The organism is Methanococcoides alaskense (genome assembly GCF_027594145.1).
Classification (GTDB): Archaea; Halobacteriota; Methanosarcinia; order Methanosarcinales; family Methanosarcinaceae; genus Methanococcoides; species Methanococcoides alaskense.
In genome coordinates, this window is sequence record NZ_JAQFFK010000003.1 from 104,696 (window position 1) to 125,200 (window position 20,505).

Annotated in this window: 24 protein-coding genes; 13 read left to right on the plus strand and 11 right to left on the minus strand. The window is 43.9% G+C overall.

The genetic code is table 11. The features are described 5' to 3' along the window. Positions 1 to 15: 15 nt before the first annotated feature. Positions 16 to 2,223, minus strand: a complete 2,208-nt coding sequence (locus PBV53_RS04180) for a CDC48 family AAA ATPase (protein WP_270095924.1) — start codon at positions 2,221 to 2,223, stop codon at positions 16 to 18. Positions 2,224 to 2,362: 139 nt separating this feature from the next. Next, the gene (locus PBV53_RS04185; RefSeq protein ID WP_270095925.1) at positions 2,363 to 3,055 is read right to left on the minus strand and encodes a (5-formylfuran-3-yl)methyl phosphate synthase; all 693 of its coding nucleotides are present in this window, start codon (positions 3,053 to 3,055) and stop codon (positions 2,363 to 2,365) included. Between the two features lie 45 nt (positions 3,056 to 3,100). On the opposite strand from PBV53_RS04185, the gene PBV53_RS04190 reads away from it, so the two are divergent. Both PBV53_RS04190 and PBV53_RS04195 read left to right on the plus strand, forming a co-directional pair. Next, the gene (locus PBV53_RS04190; protein WP_270095926.1) at positions 3,101 to 3,808 is read left to right on the plus strand and encodes a HisA/HisF-related TIM barrel protein; all 708 of its coding nucleotides are present in this window, start codon (positions 3,101 to 3,103) and stop codon (positions 3,806 to 3,808) included. A 109-nt stretch (positions 3,809 to 3,917) separates the two neighbouring features. Next, the gene (locus tag PBV53_RS04195) at positions 3,918 to 4,109 is read left to right on the plus strand and encodes a hypothetical protein (RefSeq protein ID WP_157196784.1); all 192 of its coding nucleotides are present in this window, start codon (positions 3,918 to 3,920) and stop codon (positions 4,107 to 4,109) included. On the opposite strand, the gene tmk is transcribed toward PBV53_RS04195, so the two are convergent. Then, positions 4,106 to 4,711 (minus strand): dTMP kinase, encoded by a 606-nt coding sequence (gene tmk / locus PBV53_RS04200; protein WP_270095928.1) that lies wholly within the window; start codon positions 4,709 to 4,711, stop codon positions 4,106 to 4,108. The two genes, PBV53_RS04195 and tmk, sit on opposite strands and share 4 nt — an antisense overlap. A gap of 251 nt (positions 4,712 to 4,962) precedes the next feature. Between tmk and PBV53_RS04205 the strand changes: the two genes are divergently transcribed. Beyond that, the gene (locus PBV53_RS04205; RefSeq protein WP_270095929.1) at positions 4,963 to 5,640 is read left to right on the plus strand and encodes a DUF166 domain-containing protein; all 678 of its coding nucleotides are present in this window, start codon (positions 4,963 to 4,965) and stop codon (positions 5,638 to 5,640) included. A 39-nt stretch (positions 5,641 to 5,679) separates the two neighbouring features. Here the strand turns inward: PBV53_RS04205 and PBV53_RS04210 are convergent, their stop codons facing one another. From PBV53_RS04210 to hcp, 7 genes are all read right to left on the minus strand, one after another. After that, positions 5,680 to 7,116, minus strand: a complete 1,437-nt coding sequence (locus PBV53_RS04210) for a methanogenesis marker 14 protein (RefSeq protein WP_270095930.1) — start codon at positions 7,114 to 7,116, stop codon at positions 5,680 to 5,682. Positions 7,117 to 7,130: 14 nt separating this feature from the next. Next, positions 7,131 to 7,526 carry a thioredoxin gene (gene trxA, locus PBV53_RS04215; protein ID WP_270095931.1) on the minus strand — a complete coding sequence of 132 codons (396 nt, stop codon included), beginning with the start codon at positions 7,524 to 7,526 and terminating at the stop codon, positions 7,131 to 7,133. Positions 7,527 to 7,908: 382 nt separating this feature from the next. After that, a complete protein-coding gene (locus tag PBV53_RS04220) occupies positions 7,909 to 8,118 on the minus strand; it encodes a hypothetical protein (RefSeq protein WP_270095932.1) in 210 nt (69 codons plus the stop codon). Positions 8,119 to 8,166: 48 nt separating this feature from the next. After that, complete coding sequence (locus PBV53_RS04225; protein WP_270095933.1) at positions 8,167 to 8,496, minus strand: hypothetical protein; 330 nt, start codon at positions 8,494 to 8,496, stop codon at positions 8,167 to 8,169. Positions 8,497 to 8,509: 13 nt separating this feature from the next. Continuing rightward, positions 8,510 to 9,493, minus strand: a complete 984-nt coding sequence (locus PBV53_RS04230) for a radical SAM protein (RefSeq protein WP_270095934.1) — start codon at positions 9,491 to 9,493, stop codon at positions 8,510 to 8,512. A gap of 93 nt (positions 9,494 to 9,586) precedes the next feature. Further along, entirely contained in the window at positions 9,587 to 9,883 is a 297-nt protein-coding gene (locus PBV53_RS04235) for a hypothetical protein (RefSeq protein ID WP_270095935.1), read from the minus strand. A 582-nt stretch (positions 9,884 to 10,465) separates the two neighbouring features. Beyond that, positions 10,466 to 12,154, minus strand: a complete 1,689-nt coding sequence (gene hcp / locus PBV53_RS04240; protein WP_270095936.1) for a hydroxylamine reductase — start codon at positions 12,152 to 12,154, stop codon at positions 10,466 to 10,468. Between the two features lie 215 nt (positions 12,155 to 12,369). Here hcp and PBV53_RS04245 point away from each other — a divergent pair, with 215 nt between their 5' ends. The 3 genes from PBV53_RS04245 to PBV53_RS04255 all read left to right on the plus strand — a co-directional run bounded on the left by PBV53_RS04245 (position 12,370) and on the right by PBV53_RS04255 (position 13,785). Continuing rightward, positions 12,370 to 13,215 (plus strand): DMT family transporter, encoded by an 846-nt coding sequence (locus tag PBV53_RS04245; protein WP_270095937.1) that lies wholly within the window; start codon positions 12,370 to 12,372, stop codon positions 13,213 to 13,215. A gap of 219 nt (positions 13,216 to 13,434) precedes the next feature. Beyond that, a complete protein-coding gene (locus tag PBV53_RS04250) occupies positions 13,435 to 13,602 on the plus strand; it encodes a hypothetical protein (protein WP_270095938.1) in 168 nt (55 codons plus the stop codon). Between the two features lie 15 nt (positions 13,603 to 13,617). Further along, positions 13,618 to 13,785 carry a hypothetical protein gene (locus PBV53_RS04255; protein ID WP_270095939.1) on the plus strand — a complete coding sequence of 56 codons (168 nt, stop codon included), beginning with the start codon at positions 13,618 to 13,620 and terminating at the stop codon, positions 13,783 to 13,785. A gap of 559 nt (positions 13,786 to 14,344) precedes the next feature. Here the strand turns inward: PBV53_RS04255 and PBV53_RS04260 are convergent. Further along, positions 14,345 to 15,106: a winged helix-turn-helix domain-containing protein gene (locus tag PBV53_RS04260; protein ID WP_270095940.1), complete on the minus strand. Its 762-nt coding sequence runs from the start codon at positions 15,104 to 15,106 to the stop codon at positions 14,345 to 14,347. Between the two features lie 128 nt (positions 15,107 to 15,234). Between PBV53_RS04260 and PBV53_RS04265 the strand changes: the two genes are divergently transcribed. The 7 genes from PBV53_RS04265 to PBV53_RS04295 all read left to right on the plus strand — a co-directional run bounded on the left by PBV53_RS04265 (position 15,235) and on the right by PBV53_RS04295 (position 20,481). Next, a complete protein-coding gene (locus PBV53_RS04265; RefSeq protein WP_270095941.1) occupies positions 15,235 to 15,591 on the plus strand; it encodes a pyridoxamine 5'-phosphate oxidase family protein in 357 nt (118 codons plus the stop codon). Between the two features lie 233 nt (positions 15,592 to 15,824). Then, on the plus strand, positions 15,825 to 16,106 hold the full coding sequence (gatC, locus tag PBV53_RS04270; RefSeq protein ID WP_270095942.1) for an Asp-tRNA(Asn)/Glu-tRNA(Gln) amidotransferase subunit GatC: 282 nt from the start codon (positions 15,825 to 15,827) through the stop codon (positions 16,104 to 16,106). Between the two features lie 8 nt (positions 16,107 to 16,114). Then, positions 16,115 to 17,542 carry an Asp-tRNA(Asn)/Glu-tRNA(Gln) amidotransferase subunit GatA gene (gatA, locus tag PBV53_RS04275; protein WP_270095943.1) on the plus strand — a complete coding sequence of 476 codons (1,428 nt, stop codon included), beginning with the start codon at positions 16,115 to 16,117 and terminating at the stop codon, positions 17,540 to 17,542. Continuing rightward, positions 17,543 to 19,054 (plus strand): Asp-tRNA(Asn)/Glu-tRNA(Gln) amidotransferase subunit GatB, encoded by a 1,512-nt coding sequence (gatB, locus tag PBV53_RS04280; RefSeq protein ID WP_270095944.1) that lies wholly within the window; start codon positions 17,543 to 17,545, stop codon positions 19,052 to 19,054. It abuts the gene before it with no gap. 209 nt (positions 19,055 to 19,263) lie between these two features. Further along, positions 19,264 to 19,425, plus strand: coding sequence for a hypothetical protein (locus PBV53_RS04285; protein ID WP_270095945.1), 162 nt, complete (start codon positions 19,264 to 19,266; stop codon positions 19,423 to 19,425). A gap of 154 nt (positions 19,426 to 19,579) precedes the next feature. Further along, on the plus strand, positions 19,580 to 19,729 hold the full coding sequence (locus PBV53_RS04290) for a 50S ribosomal protein L40e (RefSeq protein ID WP_270095946.1): 150 nt from the start codon (positions 19,580 to 19,582) through the stop codon (positions 19,727 to 19,729). An 8-nt stretch (positions 19,730 to 19,737) separates the two neighbouring features. Next, on the plus strand, positions 19,738 to 20,481 hold the full coding sequence (locus tag PBV53_RS04295; RefSeq protein ID WP_270095947.1) for a phosphoglycerol geranylgeranyltransferase: 744 nt from the start codon (positions 19,738 to 19,740) through the stop codon (positions 20,479 to 20,481). The last annotated feature ends 24 nt before the right edge of the window (positions 20,482 to 20,505 follow it).

The window sequence follows — 20,505 nt, forward strand, 5'->3', positions numbered from 1 at the left end:
TATTAAACCAAAGACTTATGCCTTTTCCCTTAAGTCCTTTTCATTTGCGTCTGGATTCGAGAACATTTGTGCAGTTTCGTCATACATCTTCATTCCATCCGGGGATGTCGAAGCTCTCACTCTTTTTATCGCTGTGCTAAAGTGTGATCTTTGAATGACAACGTTCTTTGCAGTTTCATAGGCCTCATCCTTTGTCATTCCTGACCTGATAACCTCTCGAAGTGTCATCATTGCAGCTTCTCTGCAGATGGCTTCAATATCTGCTCCTACATACCCTTCGGTAAGTTCAGCAAGTTCTTCCAGTCTGACATCTTCTGCAATAGGCTTACCTGAAAGATGGATGTCAAGTATCTTGGTACGCTCCTCTTTATCAGGGGGCCTTACATAGATAAGTCTGTCAAAACGCCCTGGTCTTAAGAGGGCGGGGTCGATCATATCCGGCCTGTTGGTGGCAGCCACTATGACTATATCCTTCAGTTCCTCAATGCCGTCCATTTCGGTCAGTATCTGGCTGACAACGCGTTCAGTTGCCTGCTGGTCGGATCCCATCCCTCGCTTTGGCACCATTGAATCAAGCTCATCGAAGAAAACAACTGTCGGAGCTGCTTGCTTTGCCTTCCTGAACGTTTCCCTTACCGCTTTTTCAGATTCACCCACATATTTACTTAGCAGTTCCGGTCCTTTGATACTAATGAAATTTGCCTCACATTCATTTGCAACTGCCTTTGCCAAAAGGGTCTTGCCTGTACCTGGAGGTCCGAACAGCAGTATCCCTCTTGGTGGTGTGGTGTTCAGGGTAGTGAACATCTCGGGATATTTAAGAGGCCATTCAACTGCTTCTATCAGTTCCTGTTTCACTTCATTAAGTCCGCCAATATCTTCCCACCTCACGTGTGGTATCTCCACAAAGACCTCCCTTAAGGCCGAAGGCTCGATATTGCGGTGTGCCTCTATGAAATCGCTCTCGGTCACCACAAGCGTTTCCATTATCTCAGGTGGGATCTCCTCTTCGAGACTGATCATCGGAAGCATCCTGCGCAGGGCATGCATTGCGGCTTCTTTACAAAGAGATGCAAGGTCAGCTCCGACAAATCCATGGGTGATGTCCGCAATGCCTTCAAGGTCCAGTTCCTCTTCGACCGGCATACCTCGGGTGTGAACATATAATACCTGTAACCTTCCACCCCTGTCAGGGATCCCTATCTCTATCTCCCTGTCAAAACGCCCTCCACGGCGCAGTGCCTGGTCAATGGAATTTGGTCTGTTGGTTGCAGCAATGACTATAACTTTCCCCCTGCTCGTTAACCCATCCATCAGCGTAAGCAACTGGGCCACGACCCTTCTTTCCACTTCACCTACAACATCATCTCTTTTCGGTGCAATGGAATCTAATTCATCAATGAAGATCACTGAAGGTCCTTCCTTTTCAGCTTCCTCAAAGATCTCTCGAAGCTTCTGTTCACTCTCTCCGTAATATTTTGAGATGATCTCCGGTCCGCTTATGGGTATGAAATTTGCCTCACTTTCGTTCGCTACGGCCTTGGCTATCATTGTCTTTCCTGTACCTGGAGGTCCGTAAAGCAAAACTCCTTTGGGAGGGTCCACTCCAAGCTTATCGAAAAGTTCAGGATGCCTTAGTGGCAGTTCGATCATCTCGCGCATCAAGCCGAGTTCTCGCTTTAGCCCGCCAATGTCCTCATATGACACTTCTTCCCCTGCATCGGCTTCATTTATAGGCTCAACTATCTCTATCTTGGTAGTTCTTGTGACCACTACCGGTCCACGGGGCTTGGTAGCCTTTACCAAAAAAATAAGCGGGTTATTTATGTTCTCCACACGAATGCGCTGGCCTTTATCAACAGGTCTTCCTTCTAAACTAAGGTGCACAGAACGTGACAGCCTTTCGCTCAAAACAGGTTGGGTTGGAGCAAGAGTTATCTTTTCAGCATCTTTCTCAAGTATCTTTTTTACAGTCACATGATCATCAATACCGACCCTCGCATTGCTGCGAAGATTTCCGTCGATACGGATAATGCTCTTTTTTTCATCATCCGTACCTGCCGGATATACCCTTGCGTAGGTATTTTTCTTGTTCTTGATCTCGATGACGTCTCCGCTTCTTGCATCGATAATCTGCATAAGGGCATTTGGAAGTCGGGCAATCCCTCTTCCCGCATCACGGTGGTTTGCTTCTGTAACACGTACTGTGATATCTTCGGACATCCTGATCACCTTGCTCAATTAAAAAGTAGTATTGGTCTAAGTAGTGGCGCTAAGATCCACTTGAGTAAAATTCACAGTACTAGTATAAAAAAGAAATGTTTTAAAAAAGTGTTTTTGGAAATAAAAAAAAGAGACCTTTTCAGATCTCACGTCTCAATTTCTCAACAAGTTCCTGTTTAATTGAAGTGCTGCGGTCTCCACCACAGACTATTCCGCGTACGCCAATGATGGTTGGCTGGATACGCTTCAATGCTGGAATGTCATCGAACTTGATGGTTCCTGCAATGGCGGTCTCGAGTCCGCGGGAGTGTGCATCGTTGACGAATTCGATAAGGTCTTCCTCGGTCATGAACTCTAATGTAGATCGTCCGTCCTTGAGGCCAGTATCGACCATAACAAGGTCAACGCCTGCTTTCTCACAAATTGAAGGGAGAAGTTTCGGGTTGATGGAGTTAATGCGCTCGTGATCGGAATATCCGCAAGCTACAACAGTGACGTCCATGTCCTTTACGGATTCAACGATACCGGTAAGCATTTCGTATGCCTGCTCTTCGGTGTTGATGTCATAAAGGCCTATCTTCACATAATCTGCACCGGCAGCAGCAGCTCCGTATGCTGCAAGGGCTGCGGTACCTGGCTTGTAGCTGAAGTCCCCAAGTGCGGCACTGATCGGTCTTTTACCTCCAACAGCATCCTTTACTCCCTTAATGACCCATGGATAGTTAGCACCCAGTGAACCTTCCTTTGGATTCTTTACATCGATTATGTCTGCTCCTCCGTTGAGTGCAGCTACCGCTTCTTCAGTGTTGATCGGACTTACGAGTAATTTCATGTATTAGCCTCTTTTTTATAAGATGAGATAAATTATCAATTTAATATGTTTCAAACCGTCTTTGTATTTGATGTATATAACCGTAATGCTGTCCATGCGCAGGGAGGGGACCGGCAAAAATATCGTCCGGTACACGAAATCAGTAATATCTGCACAACATCGGACCCGGTTGGTATTGTTCGGGAACTGCGTCCTGCCGAGGTCTATATCGCAGACCTTAACAGACTTCAGGGGCAGGGTGAGCCAAACATAAATTTTGATGTGATAAGGGGAGTTTCAGAGCTTTCCAGAACGATGCTGGATCCTGGGATCAGCTCCTTTGAAGATGTTGCCGGGGTTTTAGGGCTTGCAGAGCATCTTGTACTGGGTACAGAGACCGCATCTTTGGATTCCATTACTAAGATAGCTGCCGCATACCCTTCACAGATAAATGTGAGCATTGATAAAAAGAACGGCAATATCCTCTCGTCTGACCCTTTGATGCCGAAAGATCCCTTTGAGGTCGTAAAGGTACTGAACGGTCTGGAGATAAATGACATAATATTCCTTGACATAGATATGGTGGGAACCTCCTCAGGGTTCGATGCACAATTTTTAAGTCTTATAGCAGATATTTCTGACCACAATGTTCTCCTTGGCGGAGGCGTAAGGGACGTGGAAGATATTAGGCAACTGGAAGCTATTGGTATCAAAGGTGCATTGGTTGCAACCGGATTGCATAATGGTTCCATTCCTATGAAGATGGTCAGGTAATTAATAGATCTTCAATTTACATTGAATTTGGGTGATAAATATGGCAGAAGAAAATAAAGTTGTAAATGAATCTGAAGAAAATAAAGAAGTCCGTGACAGCGAAGAATATATGGAGATCAAAATGGGTGGTGGATGGTATCTTACAATATCTCTTGCAACAAGTGAAAAGTATGAAAATGAGTATGTAGAGGTTGCAAAGGAAAGGAGTGGCCAGAAAAGAAGCCGCTTTAATCTGAATCCAAAACACGTCCGTGAGTTCGGTGAACTTCTTGTAAAGTTCGCAGACTCTAACGACCTTTAATTTTCAATGATCGATGTGATTGCTTGCAACACATCTTTCTCTATTTCTTTTAATTTCCTGTCCGTATCGATAACAACGAATCTTTCTGGTTCCTTTTCTGCAAGCTTCAGGTAGTTCTCTCTGACTCCTTTGAGGAGGTCTATCTTCTCGAACTTTGTCTGTTCCCCTCTTTTGCTGCATCGTTGTACCGCAACAGCCGGATCGATGTCAAAAAGCAACGTGAGATCAGGGATAATTGTCCAACCTCTGTGGATCATCTGTATCCACTCCATGGGCTCTTCCATTCTCTCTTTCAGAGTCATGCCCTGATAGGCATAACGACTGTCTGAATACCTGTCCGAAATAACTATCTTTCCTTCTTCGATTGCAGGTCTTATCAGGGTTGCAATGTGGTCTGCATGGTCTGCAGTGAAAAGCATAAGCTCGGCAAGTTCATCGGTGTCTGACTGGATGGCCTTGTAAACAGCATCCCCTATCCAGCTTGTGGTGGGCTCTCTTGTGAACACCGCGTTAGCAAAGCTCGGATGGGAGTTAAGAAAGCTTGTAATGGTAGATTTTCCGGACCCATCTATTCCTTCCAGTGTTATGAGCTTTCCTTTCATGGGGATTACATGTATCCTTACAATTTTAAATTTATGTCCTCGAGGTGCTTTCACTTCCACACTGCGGGCATTTTATAGGGATAAAATTAGGATCTGCCTGAAAGACGAAGTCGCACACATTACATCTGAAATATACCTTTGACTGGTCAATATCATCCATTTGATCACCTGAATATTTATACAGTCAATTGATTGTAAAGCAAACAATATTAATATACCGCTATTCAATAACATTGTTCAAGGTATTGAACATGACAAAACTGGGAGTTATAGTACGTGGAAAATACGGTGGCCGGCTTATTGAGACCGTTAGGTCCAGATCGGATCTGGAAGTGATCGTCGCCGAGGTCCCTGAACACCTGCCGGAGCTGATCGATGAGCCTGAAGAGTTCTTTTCAGAACTTGATTTTAACGAGAAGGTTTTCGATGCTGATATAATCATCACTTACTCGCTGCACCCTGACATCACCCCACAGATCGCCAAAATAGCCGGTGAGGCCGGCGTAGGTGCTTTGATAGTTCCCGGAGGTGCGGCAAAGGCACCTATCCGGGAACTGGAGGAGATATCTTCAAAGTATGGTATCTTCATTGAGGTCGATGATATTTGCTGCAACATTGCATCCGATCCCAGTACAGACGCCTTTACTTCCTTTTTTGGAAACCCTGTTCTCGATGTCGAGGTAAAGGACGGTAAGATCTCGAAAGTCAATGTCATCCGGGGAGCGCCCTGTGGCAGTACCTGGCGTATGGCAGATGCTCTTGTGGGTACACCTGTTGAAGAGGCCGGCGCAAAGGCAGGTCTATTGATATCACAATACCCTTGTCGTGCGGTTCGTGGGAATATGGGCGGAATTCATGAATCATCTGAGATGCACAAAAAAGTAATAGATGCTTCAATTAAAAAACTGATCACTGGTCTGTCAGGATAAAAATATCACAGGCAGACATTTGCATGTCTGCCGTTTCTATTATTTGTTCTGAAGCTTGATCCTATTTCCGAGAATACATCTTCCGCCGCGATGTCCTCCCAATGGATTGAACGTAGTTCCAAGGGAGTTCATACATCTTGCCATGACCGCTGCACCTCTTGCAAGACCGTCATCAACGAAAACAACGTTCTCTTCGATCTTCTCATGAAGGTCGAGTTTGTCAAGATATTTCAGTGCAAGCTTTGCTTTGTCGCCACTGATGCCGGCTCTTCCGGTGATTCCGATCGTGGTTTCCGGGAAAACGAGTCCTTCTTCCTTTGCAACACTGACAATTCGGTAGATCACATGTGCCATTACCTCATCAATGACAGCAAAAAGCACTTTCATGCCGAATTTATCGTATATCTCTCCGCCGATCTCTGATAATTTATCGAAATCTGAACCGTTCACTCCCACATCACAGCCGATGAGCACGACACCGATCTCTTTTGCAGCGGTAGGGTTTACCGGCACACTTCCGTAACGGTCCCTATTCTCAGGAACCTTTTCGATTATGATGTACTCAAGGGCTTTCTTTGCGTATTCATGTATATTTTTGCCTTTCAGAAGCAATGTGAGCTTATCCGCATGTACGTCCTTGAAAACATCAAGGGCGGTTCCAACTTTCTTATCTACTGAACCAGTTCCTTTTATCATGGCATCCGGAATGGCACCTGCAAATCCACAGAAATTACCAATGGTCTTTGCATAGGGTTCATCAGGGCTGATTATCCTGCCATCGAGGGTTGTACCAAAGTCCATTGACATGCAGGGGTTACGGAAATCCACATCCACCCATTTGGCACCTTCCTTGATGCCGGCGGTGGCAAGTTCGCCCTCCATTTCGTTTGCAACTATTTCCACACCGGTAGCTCCGGTTGGTGGGAGTACACTGGCAACAGCACCGTCAAAGAACACTTTGTCAAGCTTGCTGTGCTTTCGGAATTTCTCGGGTATGTTGTCGATTCCCATTGGTGGTGTCATGTTCTTAGGAGGTACCCCTGCTAGAAGACAGCCATCAGCAAGCGCTTTAATGAACTCTCCTACTTCTTCGGGAGTATCGAACCCGGCAACAACTCCGGTTGAGCGGACAACAAAATTTATATCGGTCTTTATGTCAAGGTTTGCCTTTTTAACTGCCTCTATCAATGTGTTCTTGACAAGTTCTGATACCGATTCGCGTGTAAGCTCTATTCCATTTAGAGTTCTGCCAAAAATGGTCTCTCCTTTCTTTGGAGGCCTGACATCCCTTGTCATCTTCACTATCTTGGTGACAAGATATGTCTTACCTTCATCCATATTGGTGGCTGTAAGTATACACTTCGTAGTGGTGTTACCAACTTCCACAGAAGCAACTATGAAAAATGGTTTTGAGCTTGATTTGAGGTCAAGGAGTCGGACACCGGGATTTTCTGCAATTTTTGGTTTGTGGGACATTATTTCTCTTCCGGTCACTGTATGAATCTGTTAAGGCGTTCAACGAGTTGTTCTTTCTGGAGTGCTCCTACTATCTGGGTAGCAGCTTTTCCGTTTTTAAAGACCAAAAGTGTTGGAATGGATGTTATATTAAAATTTCTTGCGATCATCTGGTTCTCATCAGTGTTCAATTTCCCGAAAACTATCTTTCCCTGATATTCTCTTGCAAGGGCATCAATAATGGGAATAAGTTTTCTACAAGGTCCACACCATTCTGCCCAGCAGTCAATTACAGTGATAGGGTACTTTGATATGAACTCATTGAAATCTGCATCCATAACATGTATGGGTGCATCCGGGAACGCTTTAGCTTCAAGGCCCTTTTTGATCTGTTCCAACCGTTGTTTTCTAATCTTCTCTAAATCATCCATAATGCTCACCTGTATCTTTTCGTGAGGACATAATTTCAATTTTATGATCGCATTGTTACTAAAGTGATCACATTAAATAATGTGTACTCTTGTGTTGGTGCAGATTAATGTTACTAAAACATTTAAAGTTTTGGATGGTTTTTCATAAAATCTGCACAACCGGTTATTGTCATGCATTTAGGTTCTTCCAAAGGTTCTGAACAAGGATCCAGAGGGTGAATTCATGAAAGCTCACTGTAGTAAAAAAGCAAGTGTAAAGGACACTTTTTCAAGATGATGTGTGCAGCAAAAAGGGTCTCAAAATAAAAGAAAGATGTGAACATCGAGCCAAGCCGTGGAAATATTCACTGTAGGACTTTTGTTCACCTGATCAAGAAAATGATCATCTTTTGTAAATATCGATCTGTTTCTGGTGGCCCAAGGTCCTTGTAATGAAGAATGCTACAATTCCTATGGAAACACTTGTCAATAGTACCATCACAAGGTTACCTTCATCAGCAAAATTCATTAAGGTGATGAAAAGGTACACTGTTAAGATCAATCCGATTATAACAACGTATGTGGTCGGCTTCTTATATAATTTTTCTATCATGTTGGTCCTCATGTTTGTAACTTATCGGTATTATATCTTATCGTGTACTCAAACATCAGGATGTTCTTCTATGGGACTTCTTTTGAGCACTCCGTTGATATATTCTATTTTCCGTATTCTCTCAACGGTCATAAGGTTGAATATTTGCTCGATGTCTTCAGGATACGAGTCATCTACATACATGGGATGATATGGCTGCAGGTCCTGTTGCGCAACATAGAACATGTTATTTGCAAAAATGACGATGTATCGAAGGTCATACTTCTTGAATGTGCTAACGATGCTCTCCATTGACATTGGATGGTTTGCAAATTCAAAGTCCTTCTCGGTCATTTCGATGGATGCCTCGAATGTGGCATCGTTTTGCGCAGTTGTCATGACATTCTTTAAGTTATTCTTCTACGAAATCACTGTGTGGATTCAGGTCACAGCCTGTACATGGAAGGCACATTGTTTTGAAAGTGTCAGCACGGAGTCCGTATTCGTCCAGTACCTCACGAAGCAGCTTTGTAAGCTTGAGCAACCTTTCCTTTGAAGGTCTTTCAATGAACACTTCTCCTTCACGCAATGGATGTTTGCTCGCAGGTCTCAATATGGGTACAACTCCGATTGCAACCAGCTCACGTATTCCGCTTTCAACACTTTCATCGGTTTCCCCAAGACCGATTAGAAAATTCGCACAGACCTTGTTCTTGCCGAACATTTCCACAGCCTCTCTCAGTGCGGCCAGTATAGGCTCAAGGTCCTGGTCCCCGCAGACCTCCCTGTAGATCGGTCTGTCCATTGTTTCGACATTATATTTTATCTCGTCCACGCCGGCAGCTTTCAATCTTTTGTTAGAATCCGGGGTCGCATAGATGGCAACACCTATGGGTACATTGTACTTCTTCACTGCATCAATGACTTCCAGTGCTCTGTCGAGTTCCTTTTCCGTGGATTCATCCACGCCGGATGTTATCGAAATAGCTTTCATCTTACCGCTGGCATTCGCCTTCCCGATAAGCTCTGTTATCTCTTCTATTGTCTTTACTTTGCCATTGAGCTTAGGAACCGGGCAGAACTTACAATCGTAGATGCACTTCTCTGTCATATTGATATATGCCTGGTCAGGGCAGTGAATAAGCTCATCCTCTATCTGGCCTCTTGCAAGCTCCTTTCCATCTTTCAATATGACTATCTCATTTCCTTCTTCAACTGCTTTGAGTGGTGACTCCTTGTTCAAAGCCAACCTGACCCTCTGGTTGCCTGAACGGAAGAAAAAAGCGGTTTTCCCTGCTCCGGGACCGGCAGTAGGTACTGTTATCTTACCCAGAAGGGATTGTTCTATGTCAAGGCTTCCAATAGCAAGGAGTTCAGCTTTTATTTCAGGTTTCATCGTTTATCGCCATGTTCTTTTGTTTTTATGCTTCGCTGGCTATTGCCACCGGGATATATCAGTTTTTCGAAAGTTATCATCAATTGAAGCATTTCACTTTTTGTAGATGTTATATATACTTATTATGAATACGGCAATTCCTACCGCCCAGAAAAGCCCTTTGAGTCCCAGGGCAATGACCGTGATCATAAAACCTGCTATGAATGGGTTTTTCTCGTTGGATGTAGTACTCCCTATATCCAGTTTTCCGGCTTTAATAAGATATGCTGTTGTAAAGAAGACCAGCGCTGTTGCCAGTAATTGCAGGCCATTGTAGTAATTATAGTCTGACAGCACCATTATGGCTCCGACTATCGTGAACAGTGTGGCTGCAATAAGAAGGAGTACCATCCAGTTTTTGTTGTAATTGTTCAGGTTGAACATTTTCCCACTTTAATAATGTGGTTGATGTTAGTGTGAACCACCGCCTAGTAAAATAGGTGGCTTCTTGTTTCATTGATTACCTACCGGAATCTCCACGAGCTTGAAATGGGGAAGTTCCTACCCTACTATGTCTTCGTTCCTATCTCGATTCGGCTTTACGTGTTTCGAGTAAGAACGAAACTTTATCCACGACCTGATTCGCCTTGTAGGTGGACATATCGTACAGAGGTTGCCTGGTTCTCACAACCAGTGACTAATGTGAGATACGACGGCATATCATATACGCATTCTTATGGAATATATGGGCGAAGTAATTCAAACAAGACTTGATGCAATTCATCCACCTGTTTCATATTGCAGTTACACTGCAAGACATCCAGATTGATCTGGATGTTTTCTATGAAATGAAACTCCCATTAGATATTCGATTTAATGCGAAATTGAAATGGGTGGCTTCTTGCTTATTTAATTATAAAAGAATTGGTGAAACTTTTTGTAGTGTCTAAAAATAAAAAAGGGAGTGATAGGGGTTGAAAAGGAATAAAAGGCTTAGAGCAGCCTCTTCAGATCCTCTTCAACTGTTGTGTTGGGTGCGATGTTAAAGTTCTCAACGAGGACGTTGAGTACATTCGGAGACACAAATGCAGGCAGTGTAGGTCCAAGTGTTATGTTCTTGACACCGAGGTGGAGCAGTGCAAGCAATACAAGTACTGCTTTTTGTTCGTACCATGCGATGTTGTATGATACCGGCAGGTCGTTTATGTCCTCAAGACCGAAAGCTTCGGCAAGCTTCTGTGCAATGACCACAAGGGAGTACGAGTCATTACACTGTCCTGCGTCCAGTACCCTTGGGATCCCATCGATGTCACCAAGGTTCAGTTTATTGTAACGGTATTTTGCACAACCTGCTGTCAGTATGACCGCACTCTCAGGAAGGGCTTCTGCAAATTTGGTGTAGTAGTCCCTTTCCTTATGCCTTCCGTCACAGCCTGCCATGACGATAAAGCGTGTGATCTTTCCACCCTTTACAGCTTCGACGATCTTATCTGCCACAGAGAGGGCAGCAGCGTGTGCGAATCCTCCGACAATGGTGCCGTCTTCAAGTTGTTTTGGGGGCTGGCATGCAATCGCCTGTTCTACTATGGCGGAGAAGTCCTTTGAGCCATCCTCTTTAGCATCGATGTGTTTTACCCCATCGAAACCGACTACGCTTGTGGTGTAGACCCTGTTGATGTAACTGTTTTTTGGAGGGACAAGACAGTTGGTCGTCATGAGTATAGGGCCATTGAACGTTTCGAATTCGCTCTTCTGGTTCCACCATGAACCGCCATAGTTTCCGACAAAGTGGTCATATTTCTTGAATGCGGGATAGCAGTTTGCAGGAAGCATCTCGCCGTGGGTATAAACATCGACACCTGTGCCTTCGGTCTGTTTGAGCAACTGTTCCATGTCCTTAAGGTCATGTCCACTGATGAGGATGCCCGGATTGTCCCTTGTGCCCAGGAAAACTTCCGTTGGTTCGGGATTGCCGTAGGTGGATGTGTTCGCTTTGTCAAGAAGTGCCATTGCATTGACACCATATTTTCCACATTCGAGGACAAGTCCTACCAGGTCGTCAACGCTCAGGCTGTCATCAAGGGTTGAAGCAAGGGCCTTTTCGGCGAATTCGGATAGTGTTTCCTCGGTGTATCCAAGGACCTCTGCGTGGTGTGCATATGCAGCCAGACCTTTCAGACCGTATACCATCAGCTCTCTGAGGGACCTGATGTCCTCGTTCTGGGTGTTAAGAACTCCTACGCTTGCTGTCTTCAATGCTTCAGTATTGATTATTGCAGCTTCCGGGATGTTGAACCTTGTCTCCGGATGGCTTACTCCAAGAGTTGCTTTTACTTTTTCACCGAAGGACATGTCCTTTGTTTCTCCAAGGTTGATGTTCCTTGTTGTGAGGTTCTTTTTGATGCTCTCTCTCAGTGAGATGCCTTCATTGATGAACTTATTAAAGTCACTTGAACTGAAATTAGTGTTAGTGACAGTTGAGAATAGTGCTTTCATGAGGAAGCTATCGACATTTTTGTCTTTTATCCCATTCTCCCTTGCTTTCTGATTATAGTATGCGATCCCCTTGAGGATGTATGTAAGTTGGTCCTGTAGATCTGCGACATCCGCTGTCTTTCCACATGCTCCGGCTTTGGTACAGGATTGTCCGTTAATAGTTTCTTCACATTGATAGCAATACATTTTTTTCTCTCCTTTTTGCTGCATCAGTTAAGTATCATTAGGATATTAACTACATTAATGATACTACTATATAAATGACTAGTTTCCCGGTTGATACCTGCTATCAGTGAACAATGGCCTGGCATCGATTCTTAATTTTTCTCTTGTGAGAATCTATTTATAGAAATGAGGGAATTTAGCCGGAAAGGCCCGATACTTTATCAGGAGTTACTAAAATGATCCCCGCTGAATTCCTTGTCATTCTCTTAGGTCTTGCTTCCGCTGCAGCATGGGGTGCGGCTGATTTCGGAGGAGGTTTTGCTTCAAAGCGTACCAGTGAGTACTCTGTTGTAATTCTAATGCAGGCTGTAGGTCTGATACTGCTTCCAATACTGGCTATGGGTTTCTCAGAACAGTTCCCACAGGGCGGTGGTATCTTCTGGGGCTTTGTCGCAGGTGTGGCAGGAAGCCTTGGTCTTGTCTTTTTATACCGTGCTCTTTCTCAGGGGAAGATGGGAGTGGTAGCTCCTGTCTCTGCGATCATCACGGTGGCTTTGCCGGTGATATATGGTGCTGTTAAGGAAGGGTTGCCGTCGGGGTATCAAATGGCGGGGTTCATGGTGGCCCTTGTGGCAATGTGGATGATAAGTAGCAGTGATGATAATGGGGATATAAGAAGGCAGGACATTGTGCTGCCTTTGTTGGCAGGGGTAGGGTTTGGTATCTTCTTTATTTCAGTTGATATGTTCAGTGAGGATGCTGTATTCTGGCCTCTTACGGTTGCAAAGTTATCTTCGGTCATAACTATATTGCTGATCTCAATTCTCACAAGATCCCAGGGAATCCCTACTCGGGGGGCACTTCCGCTGATAATCCTTGCAGGAATATTCGATGCAGGGGGAAATCTTTTCTTTGCACTTGCCTCTCAGGTAGGAAGGGTCGATATCGCCACGGTCGTTGCATCTCTTTATCCCGGCAGCACTGTGTTGCTTGCATGGATATTCCTGAAGGAAAGGCTTGCTCTGAAGCAATGGATGGGTGTGGTTCTGGCTCTGGTGGCTATCGTCTTTATCTCTTTGTAAGTGTTTGAATATATTGTATACCATGTTATCTCTTTAGATAAGATTAGTTATCCATTTACAATACTATTTATACTGAGATAGCTAACTTAGTTTTAAGGTTAGTTTGGGGGTATGTGGAAACTTACAAAGCGTAAATCCATACATTCCCTGCCTTTTAGATTTTCCTGTACTGCTTTTAAAAGTAGCTGGGATTAAATTCAGTATTTGGAGGGTAATAATATGGTTGATAAATGTGAAAATCTTTTGAACAATGTCTTGCTGTATAGTCCACAAAAGGGAAGTGATCCTGCGGTTGTTTTCTCTTCTATAGTGAAAGAGGATGGCACTGTAAAAAGAAACCGATTGTATCGCATTTATTCCGGGCATGGGTATAATAGGTCCAATTAATGGGGGTATTATAAAATGAGGAGTTCTGAAAATGGTGGTGGCATGGAAGATATGACCTTGCTATATCTACAGCCGGTCGAGAATAGTGATTCTACACTGGTGTTTTCCATAAATGTAGGTACAGCTGGTAAGATAGATAGTAGTGGTCTTTTTAAAATAGATAAGATGCAGGATAATCTGTGATCAATACCTTGTTACAACTCATCCTGTGAGACCATCCGTTCGGGAAATTTCCTGAATGGATATTTTTTATTTCACAATACCATTATGCTTTTGTTATGGTTTTGCCTAAGGGAAGGCTGTGTTAAGGGGGTTTTTCAGAATCTCCCTCAACTTCCACAAAAGAGAGTTTAATGGTTCCCCATGTGGAATCCACAAGTTCCAGTTTGAAGCTCGATGTTCTCATAGTAAGTACCACCTTTTTTTCCATTCCTAATTAACAATCAGTAATACTACTACTTATATATTATCGAGTTAATTCATTGGTGCGCATGCTAATCATAGGGATCAATTCGAATATTCACATCACATAATATTAATTGCATTTCATGAACTCGATTTTTAAAAAGATAAAATATTCTGGTATATTTCTAAAAAGTAACTCAAACGGGGAAATTTGTCTGGTCAGTGATAGATCACTGTTGAAAATGGGGTATGATGATCCAATTCTCTTCCTTTTTCTTTTTCTAGCTGTGATCTCTGCCCTGACTCCAGATCATCTCTCTGGTATATGACCAACGAATCATATTTCGCTACAGTTCACCCCTATTTTTCCCACAAGTTCAGCTATGGAATTGAGTATCTCATACCCCTGCACACTTATCTGGTATTCACCTCGTTCGCCACGCTGTCGGATCATTCCTCTGTTCTGCAGTTTTTCCAGATGGAAAAGAAGATTTCCTCCCCGAAGTTTTGTGCGCTTTGAAAGTTCGGTGAACGATCTTCCTTCATCGTACAATGCTTTTAAGATCTGGATGCGTACTGCGCTGCTTAACGGGTCCCCTATCAAGTTGGATACCTGCTCTTCATGGAGGTCCTGAACCTGCAAATGCGTACCGCTCTCATTTCGGTAGACCCCTATTGTCTGTAGCATCCCTACCTGCTGGTTGAAATATCCTTCAGCCCGTTGGATACAGTTGGGACAGTGATCGAATGGTGCCAACTCCTTCACTTTATCAAAGTTCCCACGTATTTTTTCGATATTTTCATCAGTTACCTGTCCTTTTCTGGTATAGTCCGCCAGATCCTCAAAAAAGTCGACTAAATGCGGTATGCACTGTGTACGCATCGGACATTCCTTCTCTTCGTTCCCGATGATCTCATAGGCATTCTCCAAAGATCTGTTGAGTATTTCTACAGCGCACTGGTTCTTGAACTCATTGAACAATGAATTGGTTTGACTTCCGGCAACTTCACTCCTGAAACGATTCAGTTCCGAACGAAGTCCAGTGATCTCCTCATGCAACAAGGAAATATCTTCTGATGTTACTTTTTGTTTGCTCATAATGCCATGATCTCCCTGGTGAATTTATTATTTTTTGGTTAGAAATATGTATCAGAATACAGTTTTGTACACTTTTATAACATTTTACTATATTTACATGCATGTATTAAGTATCTGTGGTGATCAAAATGATAACACTTACAGAAGAGATGAAAGCCGCATTCAATACAATAAAAATCTTTCCTGTTGCCACTGCCTCAAAAGAGGGAGTCCCAAACGTTGTCCCTATCGGAGTTATTTCATTGGTCGATGACAGTACTATATGGATCGCAGACAATTTCATGAAAAAGACCCTCTCAAATGTCCTGGAGGATCCAAAGGTTCCCATCTACGTCTGGGGGCCAGAGACAAAAGGTTCTTTCCAGATCAAAGGCGATGTAGAGTTAAAGACAAGTGGTCCCGAATTTGGAACAATTAAGGGAAAGTCTCCGGCAAAAGGTCTTCTTATCGTGAAGATCACAGATGTCTACGACTGCAGGGGATAAGCTGTTTTAAATTTCTCTCATATCTCTCTCCACAAAGGATATGGTCATTTCATGAAATGCTATATTTTATCCATGTGGAGTTTCCTCCTTTTTTGATATCCTCGGCCGTTTTCACAAATTATTAATATTGATCTGCTCGGTCAACCCAACATATTAATATTAAGTACTTGATTTCTATCAGTCATATTAGAACACACTATGTTTTATTATTCCAATTATTTGAGGAATTCCTTATGATCACAAAAGACGAGGTAGAACACGTAGGATGGCTTTGTCGCATCGAGATAAATGATGCAGAGGCAGAAGAATACGCTGTGAAGTTAAGTTCTGTATTGGATTATTTTGGTCAGCTTGACGAAGTGGACACTGAAGGTGTTGAACCTACATATCATGTAGCAGATATCATGAATGTATTCCGGGAGGATGTTGTCACACCGTCACTTGACCAGAAAGATGTGTTGACGAACACTGCTGAAGAAAAGGACGGCTATATCAAAGCGCCGAGGATCATTTGAGGTGTAGAATGACTAAATGGTTAAGCATTTCTGATGTTAAAGAGATAATTGCTGCGACCTCCGCAGAAGAAGTGACCGCTTCATACCTTGAGCTCATCGAAAAGAGCAGTATCAATGGATACACTTGTACCTCTGATGGTGCACTGGATACTGCTAAGATGGTCGATAAAGGTGAAGTCGCTGGTCCTCTTGCCGGGGTCCCTATTGCTATCAAGGATAATATTTCTACAAAAGGGCTTGCAACAACTTGCAGTTCGAAGATACTGGAAGGTTATGTGCCTCCTTATGATGCCCATGTTATCGAGAGGCTCAAAGCGGCTGGAGCGGTCATCATAGGCAAGACGAACATGGACGAGTTTGCTATGGGTACATCCACCGAGTCAAGCTGCTATGGTGTCACTCTTAATCCCTGGGACCATGAGAGAGTTCCCGGAGGTTCTTCCGGTGGCAGTGCCGCAGTGGTTGCAGCAGGTGAATCTCCTATATCACTTGGTTCCGATACAGGTGGTTCTGTAAGATGCCCAGCTGCTTTCTGTGGTGTCGTAGGCCTTAAACCGACCTATGGTGCAGTTTCACGGTATGGCCTGATCTCATATGCTAACTCCCTCGAACAGATAGGTCCAATGGCGACCTGTGTTGAGGATATCGCAGCCGTTATGGATGTGATAGGCGGGTATGATGCTCGTGACAGCACTTCCATTGATAATAAGATCGATTACCAGGCGGCACTGGTCGATGATGTGAAGGGTCTTAAGATCGGTGTGCCGGATGAGTATTTTGGCGAAGGCGTTGACAGCAGTACCGAGAAGGCTGTGTGGGATGCGATCGCCAAGTACGAGGAAATGGGTGCTTCCTGGGGGAAGGTCTCTATGCCGAACACGAAGTACGCCCTTGCAGCTTACTATACGATAGCCATGAGCGAAGCTTCATCCAATCTTGCACGTTTCGATGGTACTCGCTACGGTCCGAGGAGCGAGGGTGAGAACTGGCATGTTATGGCATCAAGGACACGCGCAGAGAACTTTGGCAAAGAAGTGCAGCGCAGGATCCTTCTTGGAACGTATGCGTTGTCTGCAGGATATCAGGATAAGTATTACCTTAAGGCACTGCAAGTGCGAACCCTTGTAAAGCAGGACTTTGAAAAGGCATTTGCAAATTTCGATGTTCTTATGGCCCCTACTATGCCATTGCCTGCATTCAAGATCGGTGAGAAGGTGGAAGATCCGCTGTCCCAATACCTAACAGACGTGAACACTGTTCCGATGAACCTTGCCGGAGTTCCGTGTATCTCGGTTCCATGTGGTTCTTCTGATGGTCTGCCGGTAGGTTTACAGATCATAGGAAATCATTTCGATGAGGCAACCCTTATCCGTGCAGCATATTCTTTTGAGAAAAATACCGATCATCATAAAGCACGACCAGGGGAGGTGGCTTAAATGGTATATGAAAATCCTGATGGAGTAAGGATCGGACTTGAGGTTCACGTTCAGCTTAACAAGCTCAACACAAAGCTTTTCTGTGGATGTTCCACGGATTACCATGATTCTGAACCGAACACTCATGTGTGTCCTGTGTGTCTGGGGTTGCCCGGCGCATTGCCAGTTATCAATGAAAAAGCTGTGGAGTATGCAATGAAGATCGGACTTGCACTTGGCTGTGACATTGTTGAACAGACCCAGTTCCACAGAAAGAATTACTATTATCCTGATCTTCCAAAAGGATTCCAGACAACACAGTACGATTTTCCAATAGCTGGTGAAGGAAAGGTCGTTATTGAGGGCGAGGATGGTGAACGTGATATTGGAATAACCCGTGCTCACATGGAAGAGGATCCTGGAAGATTGCAACATATGGGAAGTATTGACAAGTCAAAGGGTACACTTATCAATTACAACCGTTCAGGCATGACACTTATCGAAATTGTAAGTGAACCGGATATGAGAAGTCCAAAGGAAGCAAGGAGATATCTGGACAAGCTCAGGAGCATTCTTGATTACCTTGATGTTTTTAATGGTGATCTTGAGGGTGCTATGAGGGTGGATGCTAATGTTTCTGTCTTTATGGGGGAGCGTGTTGAGGTCAAGAACATTTCCTCTTTTAAGGGAGCTGAGCGAGCTCTGCTATATGAAATTATGAGGCAGAAAAATCAGATCCGCCGTGGTGGGGAGATCACTCTGGAAACCCGGCATTTTGACGAAGCAAGGGGAGTCACTCTTTCTATGCGTACAAAGGAAACCGAGAATGACTATCGTTATTTCCCTGAACCTGATCTTATGCCAATGAGGGTTGCAGACCGCGTACCTGCTGTTGCAGCAACGTTGCCGGAACTTCCTGATGCAAAACGTAATAGATTCCTTGAAGAATACGATATGACGGATATGCATGCAAAGGCATTGACATCTGATCAGGATATTGCAGATTTCTATGAAGCTGTTGCGCAGAACGAAAATATCGATTCAAAGGATGCTGCTGTATGGGTTGCTGACATTTTCAAAGGCGAATGGAACTATCGTGATCTGGCAATTCATGGCAGAACAAATGATCCTGTAACGCCACCATATAGTTGGGTCAAACTATCAGGTGCAAATCGCAAAGATCCTACGATCACGTCATCGATTGGGTCAGATGATCTGATATACATCATTGGATCTGTGAATAATGGGGAGATCAGTGATAACAGTGGTATTGAAGTTATCCGTATAATTCTGGATGAGGGTGGATCGGCCAATGAGGTCATTGATGCTAAGGGACTTCGTAAGGTTGAGGATGATATTGTTGCAACTGCGGTCTCTGAAACAATTGCTGAGAACGAAGCTGCTGTTCAGGATTATCTTGGTGGGGCGGAAAAGTCCCTCAATTTCCTTGTTGGGCAGGTCATGAAAAAGACGAAAGGACGTGCAGATGCACGCCAGGCACGCGAGTTACTTGTTGCGGCACTCAAAAGTTAAGACCATATGGTCCTTTCTTCTCTTTTTCTTTCCCTTCTCTTTCTTTTTTGATCAAATTTTAATTATTTTATCTCAACAGTTATTAACAATGTAAAATATATTTGTACATTCTGTAAATTTAGAGTAAGTATTAATATGGTGGAGTCAGATTTAGTATTACCATATCATCAATGATGTGGTGAGGCAGTTGATTAGATGGTGATGTGCGTATGGGTGTAAGATCCCATGACCATGCAAGGTATCACCGCAATCGCTTTCAGAGTGACTTTGGGGAGTCGTCTATTGGGGAAGTTGCTTTCACTCCGGTCTGCCGGAGTCTGGTCGCTGCCATTCATCTCCTTTTTTGTTCTTTATTTGTTGCATTTAGTTGAAATATTCTATTATTTATTTTGTGGATGTGCTTTGTCTATCCCAAAACAGTTATATGTTTTGAAATGCATGTAGCCAGCCGGTATACTGATGTATATCACATTCTAACTAACACATTATCATACATATTCAATTAATATTAATCAAGGTGAGAACATGGCAAGATTCCCAGAAGCAGAAGAAAGGATCCTCAATAAGAAGATCTGTATGAAGTGCAGTGCCCGCAATGCTGTTAGGGCAACAAGATGCAGAAAGTGTGGTTACTCAAATCTACGTGTGAAAAACAAGGAAGTCAGAAGAGGCTGATCCTAACAATGCAAGTGGAAGAGTACCTCAACGATATCGCAGAACGCGAAGGTACAGTTCACTTAACGCTTATCGATCCGGCATCACAATCTCCGGAAGCCGCTGCAGAGATTGCAAAAGCGGCTGTAGCTGGAGGTACTGATGCCATACTGATCGGTGGCTCTACAGGAGCCGGTGGCGTAGCATTGGATCAGACACTGATCAAAATAAAGGAACAGGTTGATGTTCCTACTATTCTTTTTCCGGGTAATGCCGGCGGCGTGAGCACTCATGCCGATGCTATCTTTTTTATGAGCCTTCTTAATTCACGTGATATCAATTATATCACAACGAATCAGGTGATGGGCGCCCCTATTGTCTATAAGTCTGGAATTGAGCCTATTTCCATGGCCTACATAATATCCGAGCCTGGTGGTACCGTTGGCTGGGTAGGCGATGCGAAACTCATTCCACGCAACAAACCAGAGCTTGCAGCTGCTTATTCTCTTGCAGGCAAATACATGGGTATGCATTACACTTATCTTGAAGCGGGTTCAGGCGCAGACCGACCGATCACTCCTGAAACTATAGGTGCGGTAAAACACGTTCTCGGCGACAACAAACTTATCGTTGGTGGCGGTATCCGTGACGGTAAAACAGCAAAGATATGTGCTGATGCCGGTGCCGATATGATCGTAACCGGTACTATTGTCGAAGAGACGGACGATGTCAAGAAAAAGATAGAAGAAATTGTTTCTGCTATCAAGAAATGATCTCCTGAATTCTAACGGGGTTTT

Excerpts from the sequence above, each read along its gene's own strand:
- PBV53_RS04295 (WP_270095947.1), top strand. The coding sequence starts at position 19,738 with ATGCAAGTGGAAGAGTACCTCAACGATATCGCAGAACGCGAAGGTACA.
- PBV53_RS04210 (WP_270095930.1), bottom strand. The coding sequence starts at position 7,116 with ATGTCCCACAAACCAAAAATTGCAGAAAATCCCGGTGTCCGACTCCTT.
- PBV53_RS04195 (WP_157196784.1), top strand. The coding sequence starts at position 3,918 with ATGGAGATCAAAATGGGTGGTGGATGGTATCTTACAATATCTCTTGCA.
- PBV53_RS04265 (WP_270095941.1), top strand. The coding sequence starts at position 15,235 with ATGATAACACTTACAGAAGAGATGAAAGCCGCATTCAATACAATAAAA.
- PBV53_RS04185 (WP_270095925.1), bottom strand. The coding sequence starts at position 3,055 with ATGAAATTACTCGTAAGTCCGATCAACACTGAAGAAGCGGTAGCTGCA.
- gatA (WP_270095943.1), top strand. The coding sequence starts at position 16,115 with ATGACTAAATGGTTAAGCATTTCTGATGTTAAAGAGATAATTGCTGCG.
- PBV53_RS04250 (WP_270095938.1), top strand. The coding sequence starts at position 13,435 with ATGGTTGATAAATGTGAAAATCTTTTGAACAATGTCTTGCTGTATAGT.
- PBV53_RS04260 (WP_270095940.1), bottom strand. The coding sequence starts at position 15,106 with ATGAGCAAACAAAAAGTAACATCAGAAGATATTTCCTTGTTGCATGAG.
- hcp (WP_270095936.1), bottom strand. The coding sequence starts at position 12,154 with ATGTATTGCTATCAATGTGAAGAAACTATTAACGGACAATCCTGTACC.
- PBV53_RS04180 (WP_270095924.1), bottom strand. The coding sequence starts at position 2,223 with ATGTCCGAAGATATCACAGTACGTGTTACAGAAGCAAACCACCGTGAT.
- PBV53_RS04205 (WP_270095929.1), top strand. The coding sequence starts at position 4,963 with ATGACAAAACTGGGAGTTATAGTACGTGGAAAATACGGTGGCCGGCTT.
- gatC (WP_270095942.1), top strand. The coding sequence starts at position 15,825 with ATGATCACAAAAGACGAGGTAGAACACGTAGGATGGCTTTGTCGCATC.
- PBV53_RS04220 (WP_270095932.1), bottom strand. The coding sequence starts at position 8,118 with ATGATAGAAAAATTATATAAGAAGCCGACCACATACGTTGTTATAATC.
- PBV53_RS04285 (WP_270095945.1), top strand. The coding sequence starts at position 19,264 with ATGGGTGTAAGATCCCATGACCATGCAAGGTATCACCGCAATCGCTTT.
- tmk (WP_270095928.1), bottom strand. The coding sequence starts at position 4,711 with ATGAAAGGAAAGCTCATAACACTGGAAGGAATAGATGGGTCCGGAAAA.
- PBV53_RS04190 (WP_270095926.1), top strand. The coding sequence starts at position 3,101 with ATGTTTCAAACCGTCTTTGTATTTGATGTATATAACCGTAATGCTGTC.
- PBV53_RS04290 (WP_270095946.1), top strand. The coding sequence starts at position 19,580 with ATGGCAAGATTCCCAGAAGCAGAAGAAAGGATCCTCAATAAGAAGATC.
- PBV53_RS04255 (WP_270095939.1), top strand. The coding sequence starts at position 13,618 with ATGAGGAGTTCTGAAAATGGTGGTGGCATGGAAGATATGACCTTGCTA.
- PBV53_RS04225 (WP_270095933.1), bottom strand. The coding sequence starts at position 8,496 with ATGACAACTGCGCAAAACGATGCCACATTCGAGGCATCCATCGAAATG.
- trxA (WP_270095931.1), bottom strand. The coding sequence starts at position 7,526 with ATGGATGATTTAGAGAAGATTAGAAAACAACGGTTGGAACAGATCAAA.
- gatB (WP_270095944.1), top strand. The coding sequence starts at position 17,543 with ATGGTATATGAAAATCCTGATGGAGTAAGGATCGGACTTGAGGTTCAC.
- PBV53_RS04245 (WP_270095937.1), top strand. The coding sequence starts at position 12,370 with ATGATCCCCGCTGAATTCCTTGTCATTCTCTTAGGTCTTGCTTCCGCT.
- PBV53_RS04230 (WP_270095934.1), bottom strand. The coding sequence starts at position 9,493 with ATGAAACCTGAAATAAAAGCTGAACTCCTTGCTATTGGAAGCCTTGAC.
- PBV53_RS04235 (WP_270095935.1), bottom strand. The coding sequence starts at position 9,883 with ATGGTACTCCTTCTTATTGCAGCCACACTGTTCACGATAGTCGGAGCC.